Source organism: Mycobacterium sp. SMC-13 (assembly GCF_045311035.1).
In the GTDB taxonomy this organism is placed as follows: domain Bacteria; phylum Actinomycetota; class Actinomycetes; order Mycobacteriales; family Mycobacteriaceae; genus Mycobacterium.
Map to the genome: position 1 here is coordinate 17231 of NZ_JBJIAI010000012.1, position 25290 is coordinate 42520.

Genomic DNA, 25290 nt, shown 5'->3' on the forward strand with positions numbered 1-25290 from the left:
ATCGATTCCGATGTGTCGTACCGCATTACACCGTGAGCCGACATGCCGGTCAAACCGGCGCGCGCCACGCGTGTGGCCGTAGTAGGTACGTTGCGGCTCGCTCGGGCGACCTCAGGTCGCAATCTCGTGACGAGGGCGGCGCAGCCGCTGTTTCTTGCTCAGGTTTTCTCGAGTGCCTCGGGCGCGCTGGGCATGGTCATGGCGGCATCGGCGATGCTGCCCGGCCAGTTCACGACCTTCTCGCTGCTCGTGCTTGCCCTGCAATTTTGTAGCGGTGCAACTCGGTCCTACCTCTTTCAACCTGCGTTGGTGGAAACACGCAACAATCCCGAGGCGCATATTCACGTCCGAATCGCCTTGATAGGCGCGCTCTGCGCAGGAACCGCATTCCTGATCGCCATCGCGGTGCTGGGTATTCACGACCGTGCTTGGCTGGCAACGCTTTCGGTCGCGACCTTGTTCCCGGTGATGACGGAATGGTTGCGCCTGCGCGGAATGGCACTGGACGAACGGCGGAGCGTCGCAAACGGAGACGCGATCAGGTTGGTGGTCACTCCGCTCGGCTATCCGATCCTGTGGTTCACGACCGACCCAAAGGTGTTCTACCTGTTCGTCTGCCTCACGTATGTGAGCACGGTCGCGTACTTGGCAGTTCGTCTTCCGCGGGTCGCCACGCATTTGTCACCACGGAGCTTCCGGCGATCGGCGTCATCACAGCTGGCTGATTTCGTGCTGGCGCAACTCGTATCGACGATCCCGCTACTAGTGCTGGGGGGCATGGGACATTCGGGCTTCATCGGCGGCATACGAATGGCGCAGTCTTTGCTCGGTCCGATAAACCTGGTGATCTGGGCGTCGGCGATGAACTTGATGGCGGATGGAGCAACACAGAAGTCCCATGCGAATCCTTCGGATTTGATTCGGCAAGCACGCAGGCTAGCTGCGATCCTCGCACTGTTCTGTTTGTTTACCATCGCAGTTGTTCTCGTTGCGCTGATTGCCACGGACTTCAGTTTCCGGGGCGCGGACAATCATTCGATGATGATTGGCGTACTGCTTGCTGGTAGCTATCTGTTGACAGCCGCTTGGACATACCCTGACACCATTGTCATGCGTCTGTTGGGACATCATTCGACTGCGACGTGGGGCCGGGCGGGTGTTGTCCTAGTAACCGCAGTCGGCTACGGACTGGGCTATCTGGTTGGCGGCCCAGACATGAGCTTGATTTTTGCGTTCATCGGTTCTGCGGTCGCAAATCTCGTGGCGTTCATGCTTCCGGCCGCCATCATCTATCGACGCTACCCGTGATTGCACGGACGAGCTGAACGGTAGGTTTCGCCGTTTCCGGCGCAGGGGGAGGCGAAAGGCGGTATGTTTCGCTGACACGCTGCGGGAGACAGTTTGGCACGGCTACGGACAGAGGGAATTGCAGGGTGAGATCCATTGTCCCAAATGTTTTCGCGCTCTCGGTTGCCGCGTTTCTCCTGACCGTGCCCGGAGTTGCGGGCGCAGATGATCCGCTTCAGGGTATGACGTACAAGGACGCATCCGCAGCGCTGGCCAAAGACAAAAACGCGAAGGTGGTCGTCTCTTCTGTTTCGGGCGATCGCTTAGCTCGAGACGAATGCCTCGTTGCACACTGGAAGAAAGCGGTGATGAAAGACGGAACCGGGAAGTACGTCGGGGTGCAGTACCAGCTCGATCTGAATTGTAATGGTCCACTCGCTGCGGCAGGAACGCCAGGGAACTCGTTGAACAGTGAAGTGGGGAAGGCGGAAAAGCAGCGGTTGGACACTATCGACGCGTTGAACGCGAACCCCGAATACTGCAATACCAGTGCGCAGATCCACGCCAACTGTGTGACCTTGTGCGAGAAGTACAAGGGTAAGTGCACTTTTCAGTTGACATCGTGAGTACCGAGTAGTTCCTGTCGCCGACTCGTCGGAGTAGGGGAGAACCAAGTGGCGGAAGGCGGCCAACAACGTGGCGTTGTCGAGCGTTCGCAGGATATCGCTCATGGGCATGGCCACGACTACACGATCGGCAGTCCTCACCTGAGACATGCAGCCCTTCGGAAACGAATCGATGAGCGAATCGAGGCTGTCGTCAGGCGGGTCGTACAGCGAAAAGGCACATGCGCGGTCCTGGAGATCGGAGCAGGACACGGTTCGTTTACTGACGTCGCTCTTGCAGCGGGTGGCGCGGTGACTGTGACCGAAATGTCGCGGGCTAGCTACGACTATCTTTCCGCGAAGTTCAGCGGTGTGGCGGATGTCAAGGTTGTCTACGACGCGGACGGCAACGCTCCTTTCGACGGACAGAGACAGTACGATGTCATTCTGTTGATCTCTGTGATCCACCACATCCCCGACTACTTCGGTGTCATTGAGAGGCTGTGCGACGAGGTCCTCCATCCCGGCGGGGTGATTGTCACCTTCCAGGACCCCGTCTGGTATCCACGCCAAACGCGCTGGGCGAGAGTGGCGTCGTCGGGCTCGTACCTCGCCTGGCGACTGACTCAAGGTGAGTTTCGCAGAGGCCTGAGGACCCGGTGGCGCCGGCTGCGGGGCGTTTACTCCGAGTCGGAGCCTTCAGACCTTGTCGAGTATCACGTTGTGCGCCAAGGCGTGGATGATAAGGCACTAGGCGATCTGCTCGGTGATCGATTCGAGTCGGTCGAGTTCGATACCTACTTCTCCACTCAGTCGTCGTATCTTCAGGCTATTGGCGAGAAGCTGCTTCCTCATAACACATTCGGTGTGGTCGCCAGTGGCTACCGCTCTTCCGCAATCAAGCCGGAGTGAGTTGGGACCGTCATTGAATGCTCGTCGGCGACTTCCGCGGTGCGTGTCGTCCGGCCAACGTGGCTCTCGAATTCGATGAGTCGTAGTGCAGTGCTGTCTGGCCTGGGGGTAATTGGGCTGCTGGTCGCCATCGTGAGTTTGATCGCGCGTTTTACTCCGATTGCTAACATCGCTCAACTCGTAGTGGCCATAGCCACGCCTTACACACCCCTGGTGCTGTTGTCGAGCCTCACGATCGCGGCGATCCACCGGCAGGTCCTGGCATCCGTAGCCTCCACTGTGGTACTGGCGTTGGCTCTCGCGATACAGGTGCCTTGGTACTGCCTTGGGCTTCCAGAAAGTGCTGGACGGCATACACAACTCAGGGTGCTGTCCTCGAATGTCCACGATGGCGACGCCGATGCGCCATTTCTGGTCAAGCTCGCGGCGGAGTCCGCCGATGTGATCTGTGTATCGGAACTGACACCCGAGGAACTCGTTCGGTTCCGTGCGGCGGGTATTGATGAGAACTTTCCATTCTCGGTCCTCAAACCGGCGCCGCTTGCCGAGGGTATCGGCCTCTGGAGTCGCTATCCGCTAAGCGAATTCGTGTGGGCGAACAGCCGCACCACCGGCGCGTCGGCGCGTATGCGGATCGCCGGCGTGCGCCAGGACGTGGTGGTCGCCAGCGTGCACGTGATTTCTCCGATCGCCTTTGGGCCCAGCTCGATTGGCGAATGGAGACGGCACATCGACGCCACGCGGGCTCAGCTCTCGCTGCTCGCTGGGAGTGCGGGCTCAGCTGCGGTGATCGTGGCGGGTGATTTCAACAGTACGGTAGACATGCGCCAGTTTCGTGACCTGCTTACAGACGGCTATCGTGACGCCGCCGAACAGACACGAGCCGGCTTCGCGCCGACCTTTCCTTCCAACCGTACGTGGATGCCCCCAGTGATCGAAATCGACCATGTGCTGACGCGCATGGCGCCTGCGGTCTCTTTCCGGACGGTGGATGTACCGGGTTCAGATCACCGAGCTCTGTTGGTCTCTGTCGCCGTTCCGGCGGAATCTACTGTGCCGTAGTGTTTCTGGTTCAGCTGGCAACTGTGGTCGTCGCTGGCGGCTTGTGCATTTGAGGCGCGTCACCCTCCCGAGAGCTAATGGCACTCGGGTACGCGCACTTCGGGTACGACTTGGTCGATAAGTGGCTGAATCGGAACCCTTGCGGCACCTGGGGTTGTCGGCTCGGACAGGTGAAAGGTCAGAACACCCGACTGCCTTGGGGGGATGACCACCTGGATCTCGAACGTCGGATGCCCGCGCTCCATGCCGGTGAAGACCGGTGCTAGTTGGCCATTCGCGAACACGGTTTGTATTTGCGCATCTTTCGTCGCGATCAGTCGGACGGAAGTCAGCATTGAACCCTTCGGTATCTTGAGGTTCACGTTGGGACTGAGACCGCCGGTACCTGCAACATAATCCGGCAGCAACGCGTCTGGTGCGCCATTAGTCAACTTCAAAGTAACGGTGGAGTTCCGAGTGGCCTCGCCGCATTGATCTGCCGTGTAGGTGATCTCTCTCTTCAGGTAGTAGTCCATCTTATTTCCGGCCAGGTTGTTGACAACGACTTCAGCGTAAGGGGCTGCGTCATCTGGAATCTCATGTGCCAGGGGAGTCTGCTCCAGCAGCTTTTGGGATGCCTCGGAGGCACTCCAGACAGCGATCCTGCGTTCGCCTACGGCTCTTCCTAGGGCAGTCAATAATTCATGAGGAGAGCGTATGGAATGGGTCATTTTCTTCACTATTTGCGCGGCAATGTCCTGCAGAAACTGTTTGCGAGCACGTTGGTCCAAAGGAAAGCGGCTATACGCGGTCGACTCAGTCAACTCGACGACGTTGTCTTTGGTGATTTCTTCACCATCCGGCATCGTGACGTTGCCGATAGCGCCGAGGATGTAACTCAGTGCGACGGGGTCGATGGCGATTGCGCCGTCGACGTTCGTACCCGATTTCTGTGCCCACATCGATCTCCATATCTGTGCCGCGTATGGAAAGTGTGAACTCAGATTGCTATTGCGAATATCGGTACTGGCGTTGGCCCAGGCATATCCAGCGGAGTACTCGGGCCCAAGGTCGATTGGCTCGAATCGGGCGGAAAGATCGTCGTCAGGGCCGAGAGTGCTGACGGTTGGCGCGCCGTTATCGAAATGCAAGATGCCAAAACCGCCCGTGATACCGCCTGTGCCGCGCGCCTCTGCATTCGTCTGGAAACCCATGAAATAGCTGATGGGCCCATCCGCACCCATCAGTTGCGGCGCTATCCGCGCAGCGAGCGCTGTAGTGTCCAGAATTTTAGCGACGCTGGAGATTTGAGTTTGTAACTTGGCCCGAGCGTCGGAAACTTCGGAGAGGTACGCGGGCTTCGGGATGGCTGCGGCCTCGGCGTCAAGTCGCTTGGCTTCGTCCGACAATTTCGTGAGTGCGGGTTCCTCGTTCCGAAGCATGTGCACGTCAAGGCGACTGCCACTGAACAACTTGTCTGGCGACAGTGCCAGTCCGATGCGCGCGGCAGGCCCCAAAACGTCGTCAGCGAATCCGAGGACCACCTTCGACATCTGCTGGCCGGCTTCGAAAGGACTGCCAAGCCACGGCAGCGTGGCAGCTAACGACCAAGGGATCGACTCGGTGGCATCGCTGGCTCTCTGGGCGTGAGAGTGCACGGCGTCGGCGTGGCGCACAGCTGCGTCTGCCTGGCCTTTTGACAGGGCTTCCTTTGCCTGCAACGCCTCTGAACGTGCTTGCTGCAAATCTTGTTTGGCCGAGAGGGCTTCGAATGCCAACCAACCCATGAGGCCTAGTAGCAAGCCGAGAGGTAACGCCGTCAGGATAAGGGCGCGACGATGTCGTCGTAACCAGTTCCTGTTTTCGGGTTCATTCGCGACATCCTCGACCGAGCGGTCAGCGTCGTCCGGCACTCAATGACGCTTTCCTCGGTGAAGTACCAACCAGTTGCCGCACGGCATCTTTGCCCGCGCTACCGTTGCTTAGCGATCCGCTGCGTCTAGCAGCCTCGAGTCAGCGAGAGAGTGATCGCACCATAGGGTCCGACCTTCAATCCAGCACCGAGGAAGCAGGCGGAGAAATTGATGTTGGCTGTCAGGCGCTTCCACGGGTCCTGGAGGAAACCGGGGATGATTGACAACGGGGTGAACGTCGCTACAAGAATGGGGGCAGGGTGCGATGGGTTGGACCCCGGCCCCAGCCACCACCAGGGATCGTTCTGCCACCAAGTGTTGACGTCCTGGGGCGCGAACACTAGAGGTGCTTGTGCCACATTGTCGAGGACGTGGGTGATCGGCGCGAGCGGAACCGGCGCGGCAATATCGGCCTGCGCCATTGCCGGAGTCAGAATCGCTGCACCGGCGACTGCACAGGCAGCTGCACCGGCCTGCACTTTTGCTTTGGCGTCTGAAACACGCGTCATGAGAACAGACATTGCGCTCAACCTTCCGCCGATGAGATCGATCCACATAGGAGCTTGACAGGTTTGCCAACGTACGTCAACTGCTCATTAGCGCCGCTGCTGTAGCTGTAGGCGGGTGAGTCGGGTGTGCCCGCGGTCGCATTAGACAGCGGGCACACCCGTCACAGTCGTCACTCCTGTGGGGCCGCTGCCTCGGGTTCTCCCTCGCCAGCAGCCTCGGCCGGCGCCGCTGCCGGTGCCTCCGCCGGTGCCGCGGCGGCAGCCGATTCCACAACCGCCACCTCCGGCGCATCCGACGGCGGCAACTGCGACGCCAGGTGCCCGGCGAGTTCGCCGAGGGTCGGGTAGTCGAAGATCGCCGTCGGGCTGATGTCGAACTTGCCGCCGAACTGACCGAACAACCGGTTGCGAAGCTCGACCGCCATCAGCGAGTCGGTGCCCAGATCGAGGAACCGACTCGTGGCCGCGGGCGGCTGTGCCAGGCGCAGGAAGCCCTGCACCTCCTTCTGCAGGAACTCGGTGATGAAGCCGGCGCGCTGGGCGTCCGGGATTTCCTGCAGCTGCCGCAGCAGCTCGCTGTCGCCGGTGGCCGCGGCGTCGCTGGTGGGCAACACCTGGTCGAGCAGCGGCGGACGGATGCCACCGAGCATCTTGGCGGCCCGCTGCCAGTTGGCCTTGAGGACGGTCGCCTGCGCGGCGCCGTGGCGGATCACCTCACCGAGGGCCGCCAGGGCGGCCGACGGCTCGAGCGGCATCATGCCCTGCGCACTCAGGTTTGCGGTGGCGGCCTGCGAGCTGGCCATGCCGCCCCGGCCCCACGGACCGAAGTTGACGGCCGTCGCCGGCAGGCCGAGGGCCCGGCGGTGCGCGACGAGGCCGTCGAGCAGCGCGTTGGCGGTGGCGTAGTTCGCCTGCGCCGGTGAACCCAGCACCGCGGAGGCCGACGAGTAGACGATGAAGAAGTCGAGATCGTCGTCCTGCGTCAGCTTGTGCAGGTGCAGCGCGCCGAAGGCCTTGGGGCCCAGGGTCTTCCGGAAGCGCTCCAGATCCTGCTGGGGCAGCAGCGCGTCGTCGAGCACACCCGCCAGGTGGGCCACGCCGGCCAGCGGCGGCAGTTCCGTGCGGATCCGGTCGAGCAACGCCGCAACCGAGGCCTCGTCACCGACGTCGCCGGAGAAGACATGCACCCGGCAGTGGAAGCGCTCCATCATGGCGTCGATGGCGCGCTGCGCGTCGGCATCCGGCTCGCGCCGGCTGGTCAGCACGATGTCGCCGGCACCCAGCTGGGCCAGGTACGCCGCGGTGTGCAGACCCAGCGCTCCGAGGCCACCGGTGACCAGGTAGGTCCGATCCCCGTGCGGCTGCAGCGGTTTCGGCATCTGCACCACGATCTTGCCGATGTGCCGCGCCTGCTGCATCCGGCGGAACGCCGTCTTGGCCTCGGTCAACGGGTAGACCTCGGCGGGCACCGGCGTCCACTCACCCTTGGCCAGTCCGTCGGCCACCTCTTCCATGAGGCGCTGGATGTGCGCGGGATCGGTCATCATCGTCACGTCCAGCGCGACGATCTCATAGTTGATGTCCGGCCGCGCCTCTGCCATGCGCTCGGGGGTCCAGATGTCGCGCTTGGCGATCTCGGCGAACCGGCCACCCTGGGCGGTCGCCCGCACCGTGGCCTCGACGAAGCCCTCGTTGGTCAGGCTGTTGAGCACCACGTCCACGCCCTCGCCGTTGGTGTCGGCGAGAATCTGGTCCGCGAAATCGGTTGTCCGCGAGTCGTAGACGTACTCCACACCCATCTTGCGCAGCGTCGCACGCTTGTAGGTGCTGGCGGTGGCGAAGACGGTCGCACCCTGCTGACGGGCCATCTGCACCGCCGCGAGTCCGACACCACCGCTGGCGGCGTGGATCAGCACGCGGTCGCCCGGCTTGAGCTGCGCCCAGTCGAACGCCAACCGGACCGTCAGTGCAGCCGCCGGCAGGGTCGCCGCATCGACGGGGCTGATGCCCTCGGGGACCACGGCGAGCAACTGCTCCGGCACGTTGAGCCGGCTGGAGAAGGCGCCCTGCATGGAGCCGAAGACGCGCTGCCCGACCTCGAATCGGGTGACCTCCGAACCCAATTCGGTGATGACACCACACAGGTCGCCACCGATGGGTCCCGGATCGCCGGGGTAGAGACCCAGCACGTTGAGCACATCGCGGAAGTTGAGGCCGGCGGCCTCGATCCGGACCTGCACCTCGTGCGGCGCCGGCGGCGTCACGTCCTTCTCGGTCAGCCGCAGGTTGTCGATCGCGCCGCGCTCGGTGGGGGCCAGCACGTAGTCGTCGGACCGTGGCATCGGCAGGTGGCCGCTGCGCGCCCAGTGCATGAGCCGCGGCACGAGGAACTTTCCTTGCCGCAGCGCGAATTCCGACTCGGTCACCGGAGTGCCCAGCACACCGGTCAGCCAGTTGGTGGCGTTGTCGTCGGCGCCGTCGAGGTCGACGAGCTTCAGCCGCAGCGTCGGCTGCTCGTTGATGACGGTGCGTCCCAGGCCCCACAGCGCGGCCTGCACGGGGTCGACGGGCTCACCGGGTTCGGTGGCCACCGCGCGCTCGGTGACGATCCAGAGGCCGCCCGTGAGGTTCAGCTTCTCCTCGGCGAGCGCGGTCTTTATCGCGCTGAGCACGGTGCCGACCTCGGTCTCCAGGCGTGCCGCGACGTCGGCGTCCTCGTAGCCTGAAGCGCGCCAGACGATTCCGGTGACGGGTGCGCCGCTTTCGGCGGCCGTCGTGATCGCCTGCTGCCAGGCGGCGGCGTCCAGCGTCTGGTCGAGCTTGACGGCGCCGGGGAGGCCGGCGGCCAACTCGTCGAAGCCGGCCACCAGCCAGGTGCCCGCGGGCTTGGCCTCGGCCTCGTCCGCCGCGGCCGGCGCGGCACCTTCCTGCCAGCCCAGCGTGTAGAGCAGGCGGGTGGTGTCGCCACCGAGTCCGCGCAGCAGCGCCTCACGGGGTGCCCGCTTCACGGTGAACTCGGTGATACCGCCGAGACGTTTGCCGTCGCGATCGAGGAAGTCGATGTCGAAGACCTGCGTCTCGTTGGTCAGCTCACTGGTGTGCCAGCGGGCCCGGGCGTAGAAGCGCCGTGGCATCTTCTCGCGCAACTCGACCTGGCCGTACCGCAGCGGCAGGAACAGGTCGTGCATGCCGTGTTCGGCGGCCAGCAGCGCCGGGAACGCCGGGAAGGCGACACCGGTGCAGAGGTCCAGCAGGACGGGGTGGATGGGCTCGCTGCTGAGGTGCTCGGCGAGCTCGTCGCCGACCGACACATCACCGATGGCCATGCCGTCGCGGACCCACAGCGACTTGAGCGACGTGGACCACGTTGGGCCCCAGGCCAGTTCCATGTCGTTGAAGGTCTCGAAGAGCTGCTGCGGGCGCAGCCGCTCCATGCGCTCGACGACGTCCTCCATCGAACCGGCGACGTTGTCGGACGCGTCGGCCTCGTCGGCGCCGGCCAGCAGGGTGCCGTCGGCGTTGAGCGACCACTCGGCTTCCCGCACGCCGTTCGGGCGGCTGTGGACCTGGAACTTCCAGCCTTCGCCGCCCTCGAGGGTGCGGATGGTCAGCTGGGTCTCACGAGACGCCTTGTCGGGCAGGATGATCGGCTCGTAGAAGAAGACTTCCTTCACCCGCGCCGGTGCGCCGACCGAGGCCAGCGCCATGGCCGCGTACGTCGCGCCCGGCACCACGACGGTGCCGTAGATGACGTGGTGCGACAGCCACGGCTGCGTCTTGACCGACAGCACATTGCTGTAGATCGTGTCGCCGGTGGCCAGATCCTTGGCACTGCCCAGGATTCCGGACGTGGCGGCGGCCCCGCCGGAGCTCATTCCCACGACGTTGGCGGTCTTGGGCCAGAAGCGGCGCCGCTGGAACGGGTACGTCGGCAGCTCGACACGGTGTCCGCGGTTCTTGACCGAGAAGTCCGGCCGGTGCCCGCAGATGTACGTCGTGGCAAGCGCTTCGGTGATCTGACGCTGCGCGTTGGCACCCTTGCGCAGGGACACGATGGCGCGCGGGGTCTCGGCGCCCTCGGGCCAGCACTGCAGCGCGGCCGCGGTCAGGATCGGCTGCGGCCCGATCTCCATCAGCACCGAGCACCCCAGCGCGGCGACGGTCTTGACGCTCTCGGTGAACTGCACGGGCTGACGTGAATGCCGCCGCCAGTACTGCGCGTCGATCGGCGTCTCGGCGTTGAGGACGGCGCCGGTGCGGTTGCAGATCAGCGGCAGCGTGGGCGTCGCGAACTGGAACTGCGTTGCGAAGGACTCGAATTCGTCGAGCACCGGGTCCAGCAGCTCCGAGTGGAACGCGTGGCTGGTCTCGAGCCAGGTGCAGCGCGTGGCGTCCTCGCTGCAGGCGGCGACGATCTGCTCCAGATCCTCAGCCGGACCCGACAACACGGTGTTGCGGCCGTTGTAGGCGCCGACCGACACCCGCGGAAACGCCTCGGCGGCGTGCTCGACGTATTCGGGATCGGCGAACACCGCCACCATGCGCCCACCGGCGGGCAGGCTGGCGAACAACCGGCCGCGCTCGGCAATCAGCCGGGCGCCGTCCTCGAGGCTGAACACCCCGGCCACACAGGCCGCCGCGTACTGACCGACGCTGTGGCCCAGCACCGCGTCGGGCTCGATGCCCCACGACTGCCACAACCGGGCCAGGCCCATCTCGACGGCGAAGATCGCGGGTTGCGCGAACGCGGTGTTGCGCAACGTTTCTGCTGCCTCGCGGTCGTTGCCGAACATGACCTCCAGCAGCGGCCGCGGCAGGATCGGGTCGACGGCCTGTGCGCACCGGCGCACCACGTCGGCGAAAACCGGCTCGGTCTCGAACAATTCGCGCGCCATGCCCGGGTACTGGCTGCCCTGGCCGGGGAAGAACCACGCGGTGGTCGGCGGGTCGGTGCACTCACCCTTGAGCACGCCCGGCCGCAGCTTGTTCGCCACCAGGTCTTCCAGCAGGTTCTTGGCGTCGTGGACGGTGTTCGCGACCACCGCGGCGCGGTGCTCGAAGTGCGAACGTCCCGAACCGGCGGTGAAGCAGACGTCGGCGATCGACGCGTCGGGGTGCTCGTCGAGCCAGTCGCGGTACTTCTGCGCCAGCGCCGTCAGACCCTGAGCCGAGCGGGCTGAGAGCGGCAGCACACTGATGGGTTCGGAGACAGGCGTTTCCGGAGCTGCGTCGTCCGCGGCGTCCTCGTCGGCGACGAGGATCGGGGCCTCTTCCAACAGCACGTGCGCGTTGGTGCCGGTGAAGCCGAAGGAGCTGACGCCGGCGCGGCGCGGACGGCCATCGGTGTGCCACGGCGTCGGCTTGTCCACCACCTGCACGGGCAGCGAATCCCACGGGATGTGTGGCGACGGCTTGTGGAAATGCAGGGTCTGCGGGAGCATCTCGTGCTCCAGCGACAACACGACCTTGACCAGACCGGCGACGCCGGCCGCGGACTCCAGGTGCCCGATGTTGGTCTTCGCGGTGCCCATCAGCAGCGGCCGGTTCGGGTCGCGGCCCGCGCCGTACGCGGCCGCCGCGGCCTGGACCTCGATCGGGTCACCCAGCGGGGTGCCGGTGCCGTGCGCCTCCAGGTAGTCGACGTCGCCGCCGGTGAGGCCGGCCCGGCTGAGGGCGGTGTTGATAAGGCGTTGCTGCGCACCACCATTCGGTACGGTCAGGCCGCTGGACGCGCCGTCCTGGTTGACGGCGCTGCTGCGGATGACCGCCGCGATGCGGTCGCCATCGCGCTGCGCATCGCTGAGCCGCTTGAGCACCAGGACACCGCAGCCCTCACCACGGACGTAGCCGTCGGCAGCGGCATCGAAGGTCTTGCAGCGGCCGTCGGGCGCCAGCATGCGGGCACGGGACGCGGCGACGATGGACGCGGGGCTCAGCAGCACGTTGACGCCACCGGCCAGGGCCATGTCGCAGTCACCCGAGTGCAGGGCCTGCGTGGCCTGGTGCACCGCCACCAGCGACGAGCTGCAGGCAGTGTCGACCGCCATGGCCGGGCCCTCCAGGCCCAGCGTGAACGACACGCGGCCGGCGATGGCGTTGAGTGCGTTACCGGTGATGAAGTGCGGTTCAAGGTTCTCGACTGAGCCGCCCGACAACAGGTGCGAGTACTCGTTGGCGCCGACGCCGATGAACACGCCGGTGCGGCTGCCACGCAGAGATGCCGGCGCGTAGCCCGCCCTTTCCAAGCCCTCCCAGGCGATTTCGAGCATCAGGCGCTGCTGCGGGTCGATCCACACGGCCTCGCGCGGCGAGATGCCGAAGAATTCCGGATCGAAGGTGTCAACGCTCTCGAGATAACCACCCGAGCGGGTGTAGATCTTGCCCGGCGTCATGGCGTCGGGGTCGTAGAACTCGTCGACGTCGAAGCGGTCCTCGGGGATTTCGCTGATCGCGTCGACACCCTGGGACAGCACCCGCCAGAACGCATCCGGGTCGGGCGAGCCGGGGAAGCGGCACGCCACCGCGATGATGGCGATGGGCTCGTCGGCCGCGGCGAGCGACTTGACCTCGGTGACAGCCTTGGCGCCGGCCTTCTCGCTGAGGTTCAGGATGTCGCTGAGCAGGTAGTCCGCAACATCGGTGAGCCGCGGGTGGTCCATGGCGAGGGTCGCCGGAAGTTCCTTGCCGACACCCTGTTCCAGGCGACGACGCAGTTCGACGGCCATCAGCGAGTCCATACCCAGGTCGAAGAATCCGGTCTCCTCGCGGATCTCGGAGGCCTCGATGCGCGTCACCTCGGCGACGGCGTCGCGCAGGTACTCCAGCACCAGCTTCTTGCGCTGCTGCACCGGCGCGGCGATCAGCTGCTCGACCAGGCGGGTGTTCCCGGACGCGCCGACGGCGCCGGCGGTCGCGGATTCGGGCACCTCGCGCGCGACCTCGGCGAGCAGGGCCCGGGACCCGGCCTGCGAGTAGATGGGCAGGAACTTGGCCCAATCCATGCGCGCGACAACGGCTTCCGCGGGGTTGCCGCCGGCCACCATGACGTCCGCCATGCCGGTGAGGGCATCGGCGGGGGACAGGGTGCGGACGCCGCGGCGCTCCAGCTGGGCGCGGGCATCGGGGTCGGCCATGCCGGCGGACCACGGGCCGAAGTTGACGCTCATGCCGGGCACGCCCTGCTCACGCAGGCGCCAGGTCAGGCCGTCCAGGAACGCGTTGGCCGCGCTGTAGGCGGTCTGGCCGTAGCTGCCCCACACCGCCGAGATCGACGAGGTCGACAGGAAGAAGTCGAGCTTCAGGTCGGCGACCGCTTCACTGAGATACCATGCGCCCCAGACCTTTCCGGAGAAGACGCGTTCCAGCTCGGCGTCTTCCAGCGTGGCCAGCGGGGTGGTGCTGTTCTCACCGGCGGCATGCACGACACCGGCCAGCGGCGGCAGCTCGGCGCGCAGGGTGGACATCAGGCGGGCGACGTCGTGCGGATTCGCGACGTCGGCGGTGATGACGCGGGTCTCACAGCCGTGCTGCTCGCGCAGTGCGTCAATGCGCTGCTGCGTGGCCTCATTCGGCGTGCGCCGGCTGGTCAGCACCAGGGTCCGGGCGCCGTGCGCGGCCAGGTAACCCGCGATCTCCAGGCCGAGCGAACCGAGGCCACCGGTCACCAGATACGTTACGTCAGCGCGCAATTCCAGCTGTGTGGGGTTCGGCTGCCCGGTACGACGGACCAGCCGCGGCACGTGTACACCCTCGGCGCGCAGCGCGATCTGGTCTTCGCCACGCGGCGCGGCGATCACCTGGGCGAGCAACCGCGACCATTCGTCGGTGCTGCCCTCGGCCAGGTCGGCCAGACCGCCCCACACCTGGGGGTACTCCAGCGCCGCCGAGCGGCCGAAGCCCCACAGGCCGGTCTGCTCCGGTGCGACGGTGTCGGTGTCGGTAACGCGTTGTGCGCCACGGGTGATCACCCAGATGGGTTCCCGCAGCTCGGCGGCGGCCGCCGAGCGGAACAGGCGCTGCGTGCCGCTGAGGACGCGGTGCTGCACCCGCAGCAAGGCCTGCATGGAAGCCCGGTCGGCGTCGAGTCCGGCGACGTGCAGGATGCGCAGCGTCGGCTCCTCCTCGACAGCCGCGCGCAGGTCGGCTTCCAGCTGCTGCTCATCGGCGTCGGACGCCGGCAACCCGAGGACCCGGTGCCGGTGGCCGGCGCGGGTCAGGGCGTCGGTCAGGGGCTCGGGTACCGCGTCACCGATGAGGACCCACGCGGCGCCTTCGCCGAGTTCCGCAGCAGGCTGGGCCGTCGCTTTCTCCCAGCGGATTTCGTACCGGGCATCGGAGACGGACTGTGCGGTGCGCTGCCGGTTGTGTTGCGCGGCAAGCTTGTTCAGTACGTCGGTGGTCGCCTGATCGCTGCCGCCCAGCAAGGTGGCGAGCTCATCGATGCGGCCGTCTTCCAGCAGCCGGACGGCTTCGGTGGTCGCGCCGCCGCCCTGGTGCGCCAGCGCGGACGGTGCCACCCGCTCGTCGCGGAACCAGTAGGCCTTGCGCTGGAACGGGTAGGTCGGCAGGTCGAACGTGTGGGTGGAGCCGGGACGGACCGCCGCGAAGTCCGGCAGGTGGCCGGCCGTGTAGGTGGTGGCGAGCGCCTCGGTGATCTGGCGGTGGTCAGCGCCCTTGCGGCGCAACGACGCAATGGCCCGCGGCGCGGTGGCCGGGTCGGGCCAGGCGCGCAGGGCCGCGGCGGTCAGGATGGGCTGCGTGCCGACTTCGAGCAGCACTGCGCAACCGAGCTTGGCCAGGGTCTCCACACCCTTGGAGAACTCGACGGGCTGGCGCGCGTGCCGGCGCCAGTACTGCCCGTCCAGCTTGGCGGTGCGGCCCAGGGTGTCGCCGGTGCGGTTGCACACCAGGATCCGCTGCGGCGCGTTGAACGTGAATTGGTTTGCGTACGTCTCGAATTCGTCGAGTGCAGGGTCCAGCAGTGCCGAGTGGAAGGCGTGGCTGGTCTCCAGCCAGTCGCAGCGGACACCGTCGCCGGTCAGCCCCGCGACGGCCTTTTCGAGGTCGGCGCCCGGACCGGAGAGCACGGTGTTGGCGCCGTTGTATGCCGCGACCGACAGGCTCGGGTATTCATCGGTGAGTCGTTCGACGCGCTCGGGCGCGGCGAAGATCGCCGCCATCCGGCCGCCCGCGGGCAGGTTCCCGAACAGGCGGCCGCGCTCAGCGAGCAGGCGCATGCCGTCTTCCAGACTGAACACCCCGGCGACACAGGCCGCCGTGTACTGGCCGACGCTGTGGCCCAGCACGACGTCGGGCTCGAAGCCCCACGACTGCCACAGCCGCGCCAGGCCCATCTCGACGGCGAAGATCGCCGGCTGGGCGTAGCTGGTCTGCCGCAGCGCGTCATCCGGACCATCGAAAATGACGTCCAGCAACGGCTTTTCGAGCATATCGGCGACCGCGGCAGCACACTGCTTCACCGTCTCGGCGAACACCGGCTCGGTCTCGAACAGCTCCTTGGCCATGCCGGCGAACTGGCTGCCCTGTCCGGGAAACAGCCACGCGGTCTTGGGCTTGTCGGCGGACGTGCCGCGCACCAGGCCGGGTGCCGGACGGTCGTCGGCCAGCGCACCGAGCAATTCGCGCGCGGAATCCAGAGAATTCACCACCAGCGCGGCGCGGTGCTCGAAGTGGGCGCGGCCCGCGCCCGCGGTGATGCAGACGTCGGACAGCGTGGCTTCGGGGTGCGCGGCCAGCCAGGCGCGGTAGTCCTCGGCGGACTGCAGCAGCGCGGCCGGGGTCCGGGCTGACAGCGGCAGGACCATGAAGCGGCGGTCGTCGGGCTCCTCGGCCGGAGCCTCCGCGGGCAGGACGGCAGGTGCTTCTTCAAGCAGCACATGGGCATTGGTGCCGGAGAAGCCGAATGAGCTGATGCCCGCGACGCGCGGCCGGTCGCCGCGTTCCCAGGTGGTGGCCTCGTCGACGACCTTCACCGGGATGCGGTCCCACGGGATGTGCGGCGACGGATTCTTGAAGTGCAGGTGCTTCGGCAGTTCCTGATGCTCGAGCGACAGGATCACCTTGATGATCCCGGCGACGCCGGCGGCGGCCTCCAGGTGGCCGATGTTGGTCTTCACCGAGCCGATCAGCAGCGGATCGGTCGCATCGCGTCCGGTGCCGTAGGCCGCGGCCGCGGCCTGCACCTCGATCGGGTCACCCAGCGACGTGCCGGTGCCGTGCGCCTCCAGGTACCCGACGTCATTCGGCGTCAGCCCCGCGCGCTCCAGCGCTTCAGCGATAACACGTTGTTGCGCAACACCATTGGGGACCGTCAGGCCACCCGAGGCGCCGTCCTGGTTGATGGCGCTGCCGCGGATGACGGCCCGGATCCGGTCGCCGTCGCGCACCGCGTCTTCGAGTCGCTTCACGACGATGACGCCACAGCCCTCGCCGCGCACATAACCGTCGGCGGCGGCATCGAACGTCTTGCACTTGCCGTCCGGCGCCAACATGCGCGACTGCGAGAAGGTGATCATGGTCGCCGGGCTCAGGATGACGTTCGCGCCACCGGCCAGCGCGAGATCGCACTCGCCGAGCTGCAGGGCCTGGCACGCCTGGTGGATGGCCACCAGCGACGAGCTGCAGGCGGTGTCGACGGTGACGGCCGGACCCTGCAGGCCCAGGCGGTAGCTGATGCGGCCCGCTGCCGCGGCGCCCGAGGTACCGATGGCCATGTAGGCCTCGATCTCCGGGTAGGTCAGTTCGCCCGAGGCCATGCCCAGGTAGTCGTGCGTGGCCAGGCCGATGAACACACCGGTCTGCGTGTTGGCCAGGGCGGACGGTGCGGTACCCGAGTGTTCGACGGCGCGCCACGCCATCTCCAGCAGCAGCCGCTGCTGCGGGTCCATCATCTTGGCTTCGCGGGTGGACACTCCGAAGAAGGGGGCGTCGAACCCGACGGCGTCATCGAGGAAGCCGGCGCGGCGCGTGATGATCTTGCCGCGGGCGTCCGGGTCGGCATCGAAGAACTCGTCGACGTCCCACCGGTCTTGTGGCACCTCGGATACGGCGTCCCGGCCTTCGCGCAGCATCTCCCAGAAGGATTCGGCGTCGGTGGCTCCGGGGAAGCGCGCGGCGTACCCGACGATCGCGAAGCTGGACGTTTCCGGACCTTCGATCGTTGCCATGAAAAAGCTGTCCTCCCGCGTTTGCCGGTGACGTCCGATCCCACGCAGGAGACCGTGTTCAGCGCCAGATTTAATGTGCGAACGGCCGGCCTTGTCGGGTGCCCAGCAGACCCACCGAACGGCGTCGGCCAGTTGATCTTCCGAACGGCCACGGCCAGCTCATCTTCTGCGGGCCAGTATTACATGTAGGTTGCTGAAGCACGAGGATTATGTGCCGCGGTGGTAGTTGGTCATCGACGACCGCGCCACCAGGCGTAACGGTGCCGGCAAAGGTTGCCGGGGTATGTTGATGACGCCAACAGTGTGCCGGGCCTCTGTGTGCCCAAACCTGGGAGGAAAGTAATTGCGAATCGGGAAGATCACGATCGGAAAGATCGATGATTGGACGCCGATCCCAGGAGTCCTGACGTCTTGGCATCCGACCGAAACGGCAAGGGAAGTGGCGCGGCAGGCGCCCGTCAGCCCGGTGCCGGTCAGCTACATGCAGGGCCAGCACATCCGGGGTGTCGTCGAGCGCACCGGCTCGGGCCTCGAGTACTCCCGGCAGATCATCGCGACATGCGAAGTGCCTGGTCAGTGCGACATCGCGGCCATGAACGAGGCGCTCAACTCCTATCTGCGCAGGCACGACACCTACCGCAGCTGGTTCGAGTACACCGACGACGGCGAGATTCTCCGGCACACCCTCAGCAACCCCGACGACCTCGAATTCGAGCCCGTCAACCATGGCGAGCTGGCGGTCGAGGACGTCCGCAAGCACCTCGTCGACATCCCGACGCCGCTGGAGTGGGGCTGCTTCTCCTTCGGCATCGTCCAGAGCGAAGACAGCTTCAACTTCTATGCGGCCATCGACCACGTCCACGGCGACGCGGCGCTCATCGGCATCACCATGCTGGAGGCTCATGGCCGGTACACAGCATTGACAACAGGGGGCTCAGCGTTTGCTCTGCCCGACGCCGGAAGCTTCGACGAATGGTGCGTCCAGGAGCACGAGCGCACCTCGGCGCTGACCGTCGATTCCCCCGAGGTCCAGGCCTGGATCGAGTTTGCCGAGAACAACAACAACAGCATGCCGGAGTTCCCGTTGCCGCTGGGGAACGCCATGGAGCCCTCGGTCGGCGACATGGTCGGCGAATCGCTCCTCGATCCGGACCAGACGGCGCGGTTCGAGGCCGCTTGTGAGGCGGCCGGCGCGCGCTTCGTCGGTGGCCTGTTCGCCTGCATGGCCCAGGTTGAGCACGAATTGACCGGTGCGGCAACGTATTACGGCCTCACCCCGCGCGACACCCGGCGGACGTCGGACAACTTCATGACGCAGGGCTGGTTCACCGGACTGGTGCCCATCACCGTGCCGATCGCCGCGGCGACCTTCAACGAAGCCGCCTGGGCGGCGCAGGAGTCGTTCGACGGCAACCTCAACATGGCGCGGGTCCCGTACTACCGCGTCCTGGAACTCGCGCCGTGGCTGGACTGGCCGCGGCCCAACTTCCCGGTGTCGAACTTCCTGCACGGCGGCGCGGCGCCGCTCAACACCATCCTCGCGGCCACCGAGATGGGGTACGCCAACAACATCGGCATCTACTCCGACGGCCGGTACTCCTACCAGCTGACCATCTACGTCTTCCGCTACGAAGGCGGCACGGTCATGGAGGTCATGTACCCCGACAACCCCATCGCCAAGAAGTCCGTCACCCGGTACCTCGAGGCGATGAAGTCGGTCTGCACGCGGATCGCCGACGGCGGGAACTGGTGACCCGTCGGGTGGGGTCGGCAAGGGGCTTCAGTTGCGACGGCTAGCCGATTTCGTGGTGCGGTGGCCTTGGGCGGTGATCGGCCTGTGGATCACGCTGGCCGTGGCGCTGCCCCTGGCCGTGCCGAGCCTCAACGACATGGCCCAGAAGCATCCGCTGGCCATGCTGCCCGCCGATGCGCCGTCGAACGTCGCGGCCCGGCACATGACCGAGGCGTTCAAGGAACCCGGTACTGACGACCTGCTGCTCGTCGTCCTCATCAACGACCGCGGCCTGGATCGCAACGACGAAGCCACCTACCGCAAGTTGGTGGACGCCCTGCGCGACGACCCGCGCGACGTCGTCATGATGCAGGACTTCATCAGCACGCCGCCCCTGCGCAACTTCATGACCAGCAAGGACAAGAAGGCCTGGGTCCTGCCCGTCGGCCTCGCCGGCGCGCTGGGCACGCCGCAGTCGTACGCCGCCTACAACCGCGTGGCCGACATCGTCCGGCACAGCACCGCCGGCAGCCCGCTGAAGATCCACTTGTCCGGACCGGCGGCCACCGTCGCCGACCTCACCGTCGCCGGTGAGAAGGACCGGATGCCCATCGAGATCGCCATCGCGGTCCTCGTGCTCCTGGTGCTGCTGATCGTCTACCGCAATCCCGTCACCATGATGCTGCCGCTCGCCGGCATCGGCATGTCGCTGGTGATCGCGCAGGCGACGGTCGCCGGACTGTCCCAGCTGACCGGGCTGGGGGTGTCGAACCAGGCCATCATCCTGTTGAGCGCCATGATCTTCGGCGCCGGCACCGACTACGCGGTGTTCCTGATCAGCCGCTACCACGACTACGTGCGGCAGGGCCTGGACTCCACCGACGCCGTCCGGCGGGCGCTGGGCTCCGTCGGCAAGGTCATCACCGCGTCGGCCGCGACCGTCGGCGTCACCTTCCTCGGCATCAGCTTCGCCAAGATGGGCGTCTTCTCCACCGTCGGCGTCTCATCGGCCATCGGCATCCTCGTGGCGTTCCTCGCCGCGGTCACGCTGCTGCCCGCGATCATCACGCTCGTCGGGCCGAAGGGCTGGATCAAGCCGCGCAACGAGATCACCGCGCAGCTGTGGCGCCGGTCCGGCGCGCGCATCGTCCGCCGGCCGCGACTGCACCTGGTGGTCAGCCTGCTGGTGCTGCTCCTGCTGGCCAGCGCCGCGGTCTTCGCGAAGTTCAACTACGACGACCGCAAGGCCGTGGCGGCGTCGGCCCCGAGCTCCATCGGGTACGCCGCGCTCGAGAGCCACTTCAACGTCAACCAGTCGGTGCCCTCGTACGTCCTCGTCCAGTCGCCACGCGACCTGCGCTCCCCGCAGGCCCTCGCCGACCTCGAGCAGATGGCATCGCGCATCAGCCAACTGCCGGACGTCGCCATGGTCAGTGGCATCACCCGTCCGCTCGGCGAGGTGCCGCCCGAGTTCCGGGCCACCTTCCAGGCCGGTCTGGTCGGTGACCGGCTGACCGAGGGCGCCGGCATGATCGGCCAGCGCACCAACGACATCAACCGGCTCGCCAAGGGCGCCGACACGCTCGCGACCAACCTCGCCGACGTGCGCGGCCAGGTCGGCCAGATCGCCACCAGCCTCCAGACGACGCTGGATGCCTTCACCGCGATCCGCAGCCAGTACGGCGGCAACAAGCTCGTGCAGAACGTGGAAGTCGCGGCCAAGCTCGTCAACAGCGTCAGCAAGCTGGGCAACACCCTCGGGCTGAATTACACGGCGGCCAAAGACATGTTCGGCTGGGTCGGTCCGGTGCTCGCGGCGCTGCAGAACAACGCGGTGTGCGACCTCGACGTGTCGTGCGCCGAAACCCGCGGCCATTTCCAGCGGCTCGAACAAGCGCGCCAGGACGGCACCATCGACGAGATCAACAAGCTCGCCGGGCAGCTGCAGACCATGCAGGACCAGAAGACGCTCAACGCGTCGGTGCAGCAGCTCCAGAGTGCGATGACCAACCTGACCAAGGTGATGCGCAGCATGGGCATGGACAGCCCCGCCGGCGCGCAGGCCAACCTGACCAAACTGCGCCAGGGCGCCGATCGGTCGGCGACCGGCAGCCGGGAGGTCGCCAACGGGGTCGACGAGGTCGTCGAGCAGATCAAGCTGATGCGTTCAGGCCTCGACCAGGCCGGGGCCTTCCTGCTGTCGATGAAACAGAACGCGGCCGGCCCGACCCAGGCGGGCTTCAACATCCCGCCCGAGGTGCTGCAGCTCGAGGCCTTCAAGTCGGCGTCCAAGATGTTCATCTCGCCCGACGGCCACTCGGTGCGCTACCTCGTGCTCACCAAACTCGACCCGTTCAGCGCCGCAGCGATGGACCAGGTCAACACCATCCGCGACACCGCGCGCGGCGCTCAGCCGAACACGTCGCTGTCGGATGCCACGGTCTCGATGGGTGGATATCCCGTGGCGCTCAAGGACACTCGCGATTACTACCAGAACGACATCCGGTTCATCATCATCGTCACCGTCGCGGTGGTGCTGCTGATCCTGATGCTGTTGCTGCGGTCGCTGATCGCGCCGCTGTATCTGGTCGGCTCCGTGGTGCTTTCGTACTTCGCGGCGCTCGGCATCGGCGTCGTGGTGTTCCAGTACCTGTTCCACCAGCCGCTGCACTGGACCGTGCCACCACTGGCATTCGTGGTGCTGGTCGCGGTGGGCGCCGACTACAACATGCTGTTCGTCTCGCGCATGCGTGACGAATCACCACATGGCATGCGCTACGGCATCATTCGCACACTGTCGTCGACCGGTGGCGTGATCACCGCGGCCGGCCTGATCTTCGCGGCCTCGATGTGGGGTCTGCTGTTCTCCAGCATCGGTACCGTTATCCAGGGCGGCTTCGTCATCGGCGCCGGCATCCTGCTGGACACCTTCCTGGTGCGGACCATCACCGTGCCCGCCATGGCCACGCTCGTCGGAGAAGCGAACTGGTGGCCGTCCCGACCGAAACCGCAAGGGAGCGAAGTATGAACAAGCGACTTGCCAGCTCGTTGGCGATTGCCGCCACGCTGTTGACGGTCGGTGCCTCTGGGCCCCTTGCGGATTGGATCGCGACGGCCGACGAACCCTGGGCCGGGTCCGGTTCGGGCTCCGGCGCGGGCGGGCCCATCGTGCCCGCCATCCCGCCGATCGGTACCCCCGGCCGCGGCTACGCGCTCGGTGGTGCGCACGTCATGGGTATTCCGTACGACGAGTACATCCGTCGCACCGGCGCCGACTGGTTCCCCGGCCTCAATCGCGAGATCGTCGACTACCCCGCCGGCCAGGTGCAGGGCCACGTCCTCAGCTTCATCCCGGGCGTTGACGAACTGCACCAGAAGATGCCCGAGATCGGGTTGAACGGCCCGAGCATCGGCGAATCCGTCGAGGTCGGCAAGAACAACGTCATCAACCGCGTCCGCGAGGGCGGCCCCGGCACCGTGATCGGCCTGTCCGAGGGCGCCATGGTCGTGCACGCCGTGCAGGACCGGCTGGCCTACGACCCGGCCGCGCCGCCACCGAACGAGCTGTCGTTCGCCACCTACGGCGACCCGCTCGCCATCAACCCGTGGACGCAGAGCTTCCTGCGGCAGACGTATCCCGTCGGCAGCACGGTGCCCGCGCTCGACTTCCTGATGCCGCCGGTGGTCGACAGTCAGTACGACACTTACCAATTCATCTCGGCCTACGACAGCATCGCCGACTGGCCCGACCGCCCGGACAACCTGATGGCGCTCGCGAACGCGGTCGTCGGCCTGGCCACCGGCCACACCGCGGTGGCGTTCACCAACCCGAAGAACGTGCCGCCGCAGAACGTCATCAAGACCGTGAACTCCCGTGGCGCGACGACCACGACGTACATGATCCCCGAGCAGCACCTGCCGCTCGTCGTGCCGTTCAAGTACCTCGGCATGTCCGAAGCGGACATGAATCACCTTGACGCCGTGATGAAACCCATGGTGGATGCGGGATATTCGCGCAACGACGACCCGGCGACCGCGCCCGTCACCGTCGATCCCGTCAACGGCTACGACCCCGCTGCCGCCACCGCCCCGGCCACGCAGGCCGCCTTCGGTGGTGCCGCCGACCCGGTGTCCCAGCTGATGTCGGGTATCAACTACGTGCTCAGCCACGGGCCGAGCGCGCACTAGGGGTTGCGCGTCCTCGCTCGGTCCGCGAGTGTGCGTTCAGATCGCGGATCCGGCGTGTGGGGCGCGCTGGCTGCACATTCGCGGCTTTGTCTCCCTTGGTGATTCCGCGAGTGTGCGTGTAGATCGCGAGAATCGCGTTTGGGGCGCGCTGGCTGCACTTTCGCGGAACTGAGCGGGCTATCCACAGTGCGCGATCCATCCACAGATCGTGCCTTCGCGGTTCCCGCGATACCTGCGATGCCGCAATGTGAGTGCTTGTGCAGACCCCGTTCATCGGTAGCGAGGCGGTTGCCGCCGGGCGAGTGCGGAAGCATCAATTGCGCTCCCGGTACATCGCGATGTTCCCCGACGTCTACACCGACAAGTCGGGTGACGACCTCACGATCTACCACCGAGCCACGGCGGCCTGGTTGTGGTCACGGCGCGGTGGGGTGATTGCCGGCCTTACCGCCTCGCGCCTGCATGGCGCCGATTACATCGAAGATCGCCTCCCGATCGAACTGGCCTGGTCGGGCCGCCGGCCACCAGCTGGAATCGTCACGCACAAGGTTCAGTTGGCGGCAGACGACGTCGTTGTTCGCGGCGGACTTCCCTTCACCAGCGTTGAGCGGACGGCCTTCGACATCGGCCGCCGCGGCACCCTCGATGAGTCGATCGCTCGGCTCGACGCACTCGGCAACGCAACCGGTTGCACGGCGGATGCCGTCCGCCGGCTTGCGCTCGAACATCACGGCGCGCGCGGCATGCGGCAATTGGTCGCCGCCCTCGACCTCTATGACGCGGGTGCCGAGTCGCCACCCGAGACCTGGTTACGGCTATTGCTCATTCGAGCCGGGTACCCGAGACCGGCCACGCAAATTCCGGTGCGGAGCGCCGACGGCAAGCGGCAGTACTACCTCGACATGGGGTGGGGGGATTACAAGCTGGCGGTCGAGTACGACGGTGACCATCACCGCAACGACCCGCGCCAGTTCGCTCACGACATCCTTCGGTCAGAAGACCTCGATGAGTTGGGCTGGACCCGGATACGTGTCGTCAAGCGGCACGCCGAAAGTGATGTGCTGGCCCGGGTGGCTCGAGCCTGGGCCGCAACTGGTGAACCCGCACCGGCATCCCTCGTCGAGCGTGCATACAGATCGTGGAATATTGCGTAGGGATGCGCTGTCTGCACATTCGCGACGATGCGCGGCCCGGCGGTTCGCGAGCGTGCACACAGATCGCGGATCCGGGGTTCGGGAAGCGCTGGCTGCACGCTCGCGCAACGGCGCTCTAGATCCCCACCGCACCCGCGGCGACGAGCACAACACCCACCGCCGCCAGCAGGCCCGCGACCTCGTGGCGCTGCCGCGCGCGAATCCAGTTGTGCAGGTTACTCATTGCGGTGCGCGTGCGTTGCGGTGCGATGAGGTAGGCCAGCAGCGGGATTTCGACCAGCGAGAACGCCACCACGTTGAAGGTCACCAGCGCACCCATTCGCACCCCGGCATCGAGGTGCGCGGCGGCGATCACGGCCAGCGCCGCGAGATAGTCGACCGAGGGCAGCGCGATGCCCAGGCCCGCCACGCCGGCGACCCACAGCGACCGGCCGGTGAGCAGCCGGGTCAGCCAGTCCGGGACGGTCCGCTCGCGCCCCTTCGTCACGGCCAGCAGCACCGCGGCCGCCAACGCCAATACGCCGATCACGATCTGGACCGTCGGCAGGTTGAAATGCGCTGAGGCCCAAGCGGGTAGCCGGGCCTCGAGGACGAACAGCACCACCGCGCCGACGGACAGGCCCATCAGGAAACCGCCGCACAGGAATGCCGCCAGCTGCAGGTGCGGGCGCGGCCGGTTCAGCATGACAACGGACATGCCGATGCGGAACGGCTCCAGGCTGACCGCGACCGCCATCACCAACAGGGTGATCCACATGCGGTG

Annotated in this window: 12 protein-coding genes; 8 read left to right on the top strand and 4 right to left on the bottom strand. The window is 66.3% G+C overall.

The features are described 5' to 3' along the window. Window positions 1–42: 42 nt before the first annotated feature. The 4 genes from ACJH6I_RS18375 (at window position 43) to ACJH6I_RS18390 (ending at window position 3866) form a co-directional block, all read left to right on the top strand. Complete coding sequence (locus tag ACJH6I_RS18375; RefSeq protein WP_406784365.1) at window positions 43–1308, top strand: hypothetical protein; 1266 nt, start codon at window positions 43–45, stop codon at window positions 1306–1308. Between the two features lie 125 nt (window positions 1309–1433). Then, entirely contained in the window at window positions 1434–1913 is a 480-nt protein-coding gene (locus ACJH6I_RS18380; RefSeq protein WP_406784366.1) for a hypothetical protein, read from the top strand. A 48-nt stretch (window positions 1914–1961) separates the two neighbouring features. Then, window positions 1962–2804 carry a class I SAM-dependent methyltransferase gene (locus ACJH6I_RS18385; protein WP_406784367.1) on the top strand — a complete coding sequence of 281 codons (843 nt, stop codon included), beginning with the start codon at window positions 1962–1964 and terminating at the stop codon, window positions 2802–2804. A 75-nt stretch (window positions 2805–2879) separates the two neighbouring features. After that, window positions 2880–3866, top strand: coding sequence for an endonuclease/exonuclease/phosphatase family protein (locus ACJH6I_RS18390; protein WP_406784368.1), 987 nt, complete (start codon window positions 2880–2882; stop codon window positions 3864–3866). A gap of 74 nt (window positions 3867–3940) precedes the next feature. Here the strand turns inward: ACJH6I_RS18390 and ACJH6I_RS18395 are convergent, their stop codons facing one another. The 3 genes from ACJH6I_RS18395 to ACJH6I_RS18405 all read right to left on the bottom strand — a co-directional run bounded on the left by ACJH6I_RS18395 (window position 3941) and on the right by ACJH6I_RS18405 (window position 17453). Further along, window positions 3941–5632: a DUF4012 domain-containing protein gene (locus ACJH6I_RS18395; RefSeq protein ID WP_135356797.1), complete on the bottom strand. Its 1692-nt coding sequence runs from the start codon at window positions 5630–5632 to the stop codon at window positions 3941–3943. A 212-nt stretch (window positions 5633–5844) separates the two neighbouring features. Next, entirely contained in the window at window positions 5845–6279 is a 435-nt protein-coding gene (locus ACJH6I_RS18400; RefSeq protein ID WP_244602299.1) for a hypothetical protein, read from the bottom strand. Between the two features lie 158 nt (window positions 6280–6437). Next, window positions 6438–17453 (bottom strand): type I polyketide synthase, encoded by an 11016-nt coding sequence (locus tag ACJH6I_RS18405; RefSeq protein WP_406784369.1) that lies wholly within the window; start codon window positions 17451–17453, stop codon window positions 6438–6440. 343 nt (window positions 17454–17796) lie between these two features. On the opposite strand from ACJH6I_RS18405, the gene ACJH6I_RS18410 reads away from it, so the two are divergent. The 4 genes from ACJH6I_RS18410 (at window position 17797) to ACJH6I_RS18425 (ending at window position 24527) form a co-directional block, all read left to right on the top strand. Next, window positions 17797–19206: a condensation domain-containing protein gene (locus ACJH6I_RS18410; RefSeq protein ID WP_212807993.1), complete on the top strand. Its 1410-nt coding sequence runs from the start codon at window positions 17797–17799 to the stop codon at window positions 19204–19206. Window positions 19207–19237: 31 nt separating this feature from the next. Further along, window positions 19238–22213 carry an RND family transporter gene (locus tag ACJH6I_RS18415; RefSeq protein WP_212807994.1) on the top strand — a complete coding sequence of 992 codons (2976 nt, stop codon included), beginning with the start codon at window positions 19238–19240 and terminating at the stop codon, window positions 22211–22213. Next, window positions 22210–23373, top strand: coding sequence for an acyltransferase PE (pe, locus tag ACJH6I_RS18420; RefSeq protein WP_212807995.1), 1164 nt, complete (start codon window positions 22210–22212; stop codon window positions 23371–23373). Before ACJH6I_RS18415 ends, pe begins: the two co-directional genes overlap by 4 nt. 257 nt (window positions 23374–23630) lie before the next feature. After that, entirely contained in the window at window positions 23631–24527 is an 897-nt protein-coding gene (locus tag ACJH6I_RS18425; protein ID WP_346415507.1) for a hypothetical protein, read from the top strand. Window positions 24528–24642: 115 nt separating this feature from the next. Here the strand turns inward: ACJH6I_RS18425 and ACJH6I_RS18430 are convergent, their stop codons facing one another. After that, the gene (locus ACJH6I_RS18430) at window positions 24643–25284 is read right to left on the bottom strand and encodes a GAP family protein (RefSeq protein WP_346415506.1); all 642 of its coding nucleotides are present in this window, start codon (window positions 25282–25284) and stop codon (window positions 24643–24645) included. Window positions 25285–25290 lie beyond the last annotated feature (6 nt).

What these genes read in the sequence shown, in the direction of transcription:
- ACJH6I_RS18375 (WP_406784365.1), top strand. Translation starts at nt 43, where the DNA reads ATGCCGGTCAAACCGGCGCGCGCCACGCGTGTGGCCGTAGTAGGTACG.
- ACJH6I_RS18395 (WP_135356797.1), bottom strand. Translation starts at nt 5,632, where the DNA reads ATGGGTTGGTTGGCATTCGAAGCCCTCTCGGCCAAACAAGATTTGCAG.
- pe (WP_212807995.1), top strand. Translation starts at nt 22,210, where the DNA reads ATGAACAAGCGACTTGCCAGCTCGTTGGCGATTGCCGCCACGCTGTTG.
- ACJH6I_RS18430 (WP_346415506.1), bottom strand. Translation starts at nt 25,284, where the DNA reads ATGTGGATCACCCTGTTGGTGATGGCGGTCGCGGTCAGCCTGGAGCCG.
- ACJH6I_RS18405 (WP_406784369.1), bottom strand. Translation starts at nt 17,453, where the DNA reads ATGGCAACGATCGAAGGTCCGGAAACGTCCAGCTTCGCGATCGTCGGG.
- ACJH6I_RS18400 (WP_244602299.1), bottom strand. Translation starts at nt 6,279, where the DNA reads ATGTCTGTTCTCATGACGCGTGTTTCAGACGCCAAAGCAAAAGTGCAG.
- ACJH6I_RS18390 (WP_406784368.1), top strand. Translation starts at nt 2,880, where the DNA reads ATGAGTCGTAGTGCAGTGCTGTCTGGCCTGGGGGTAATTGGGCTGCTG.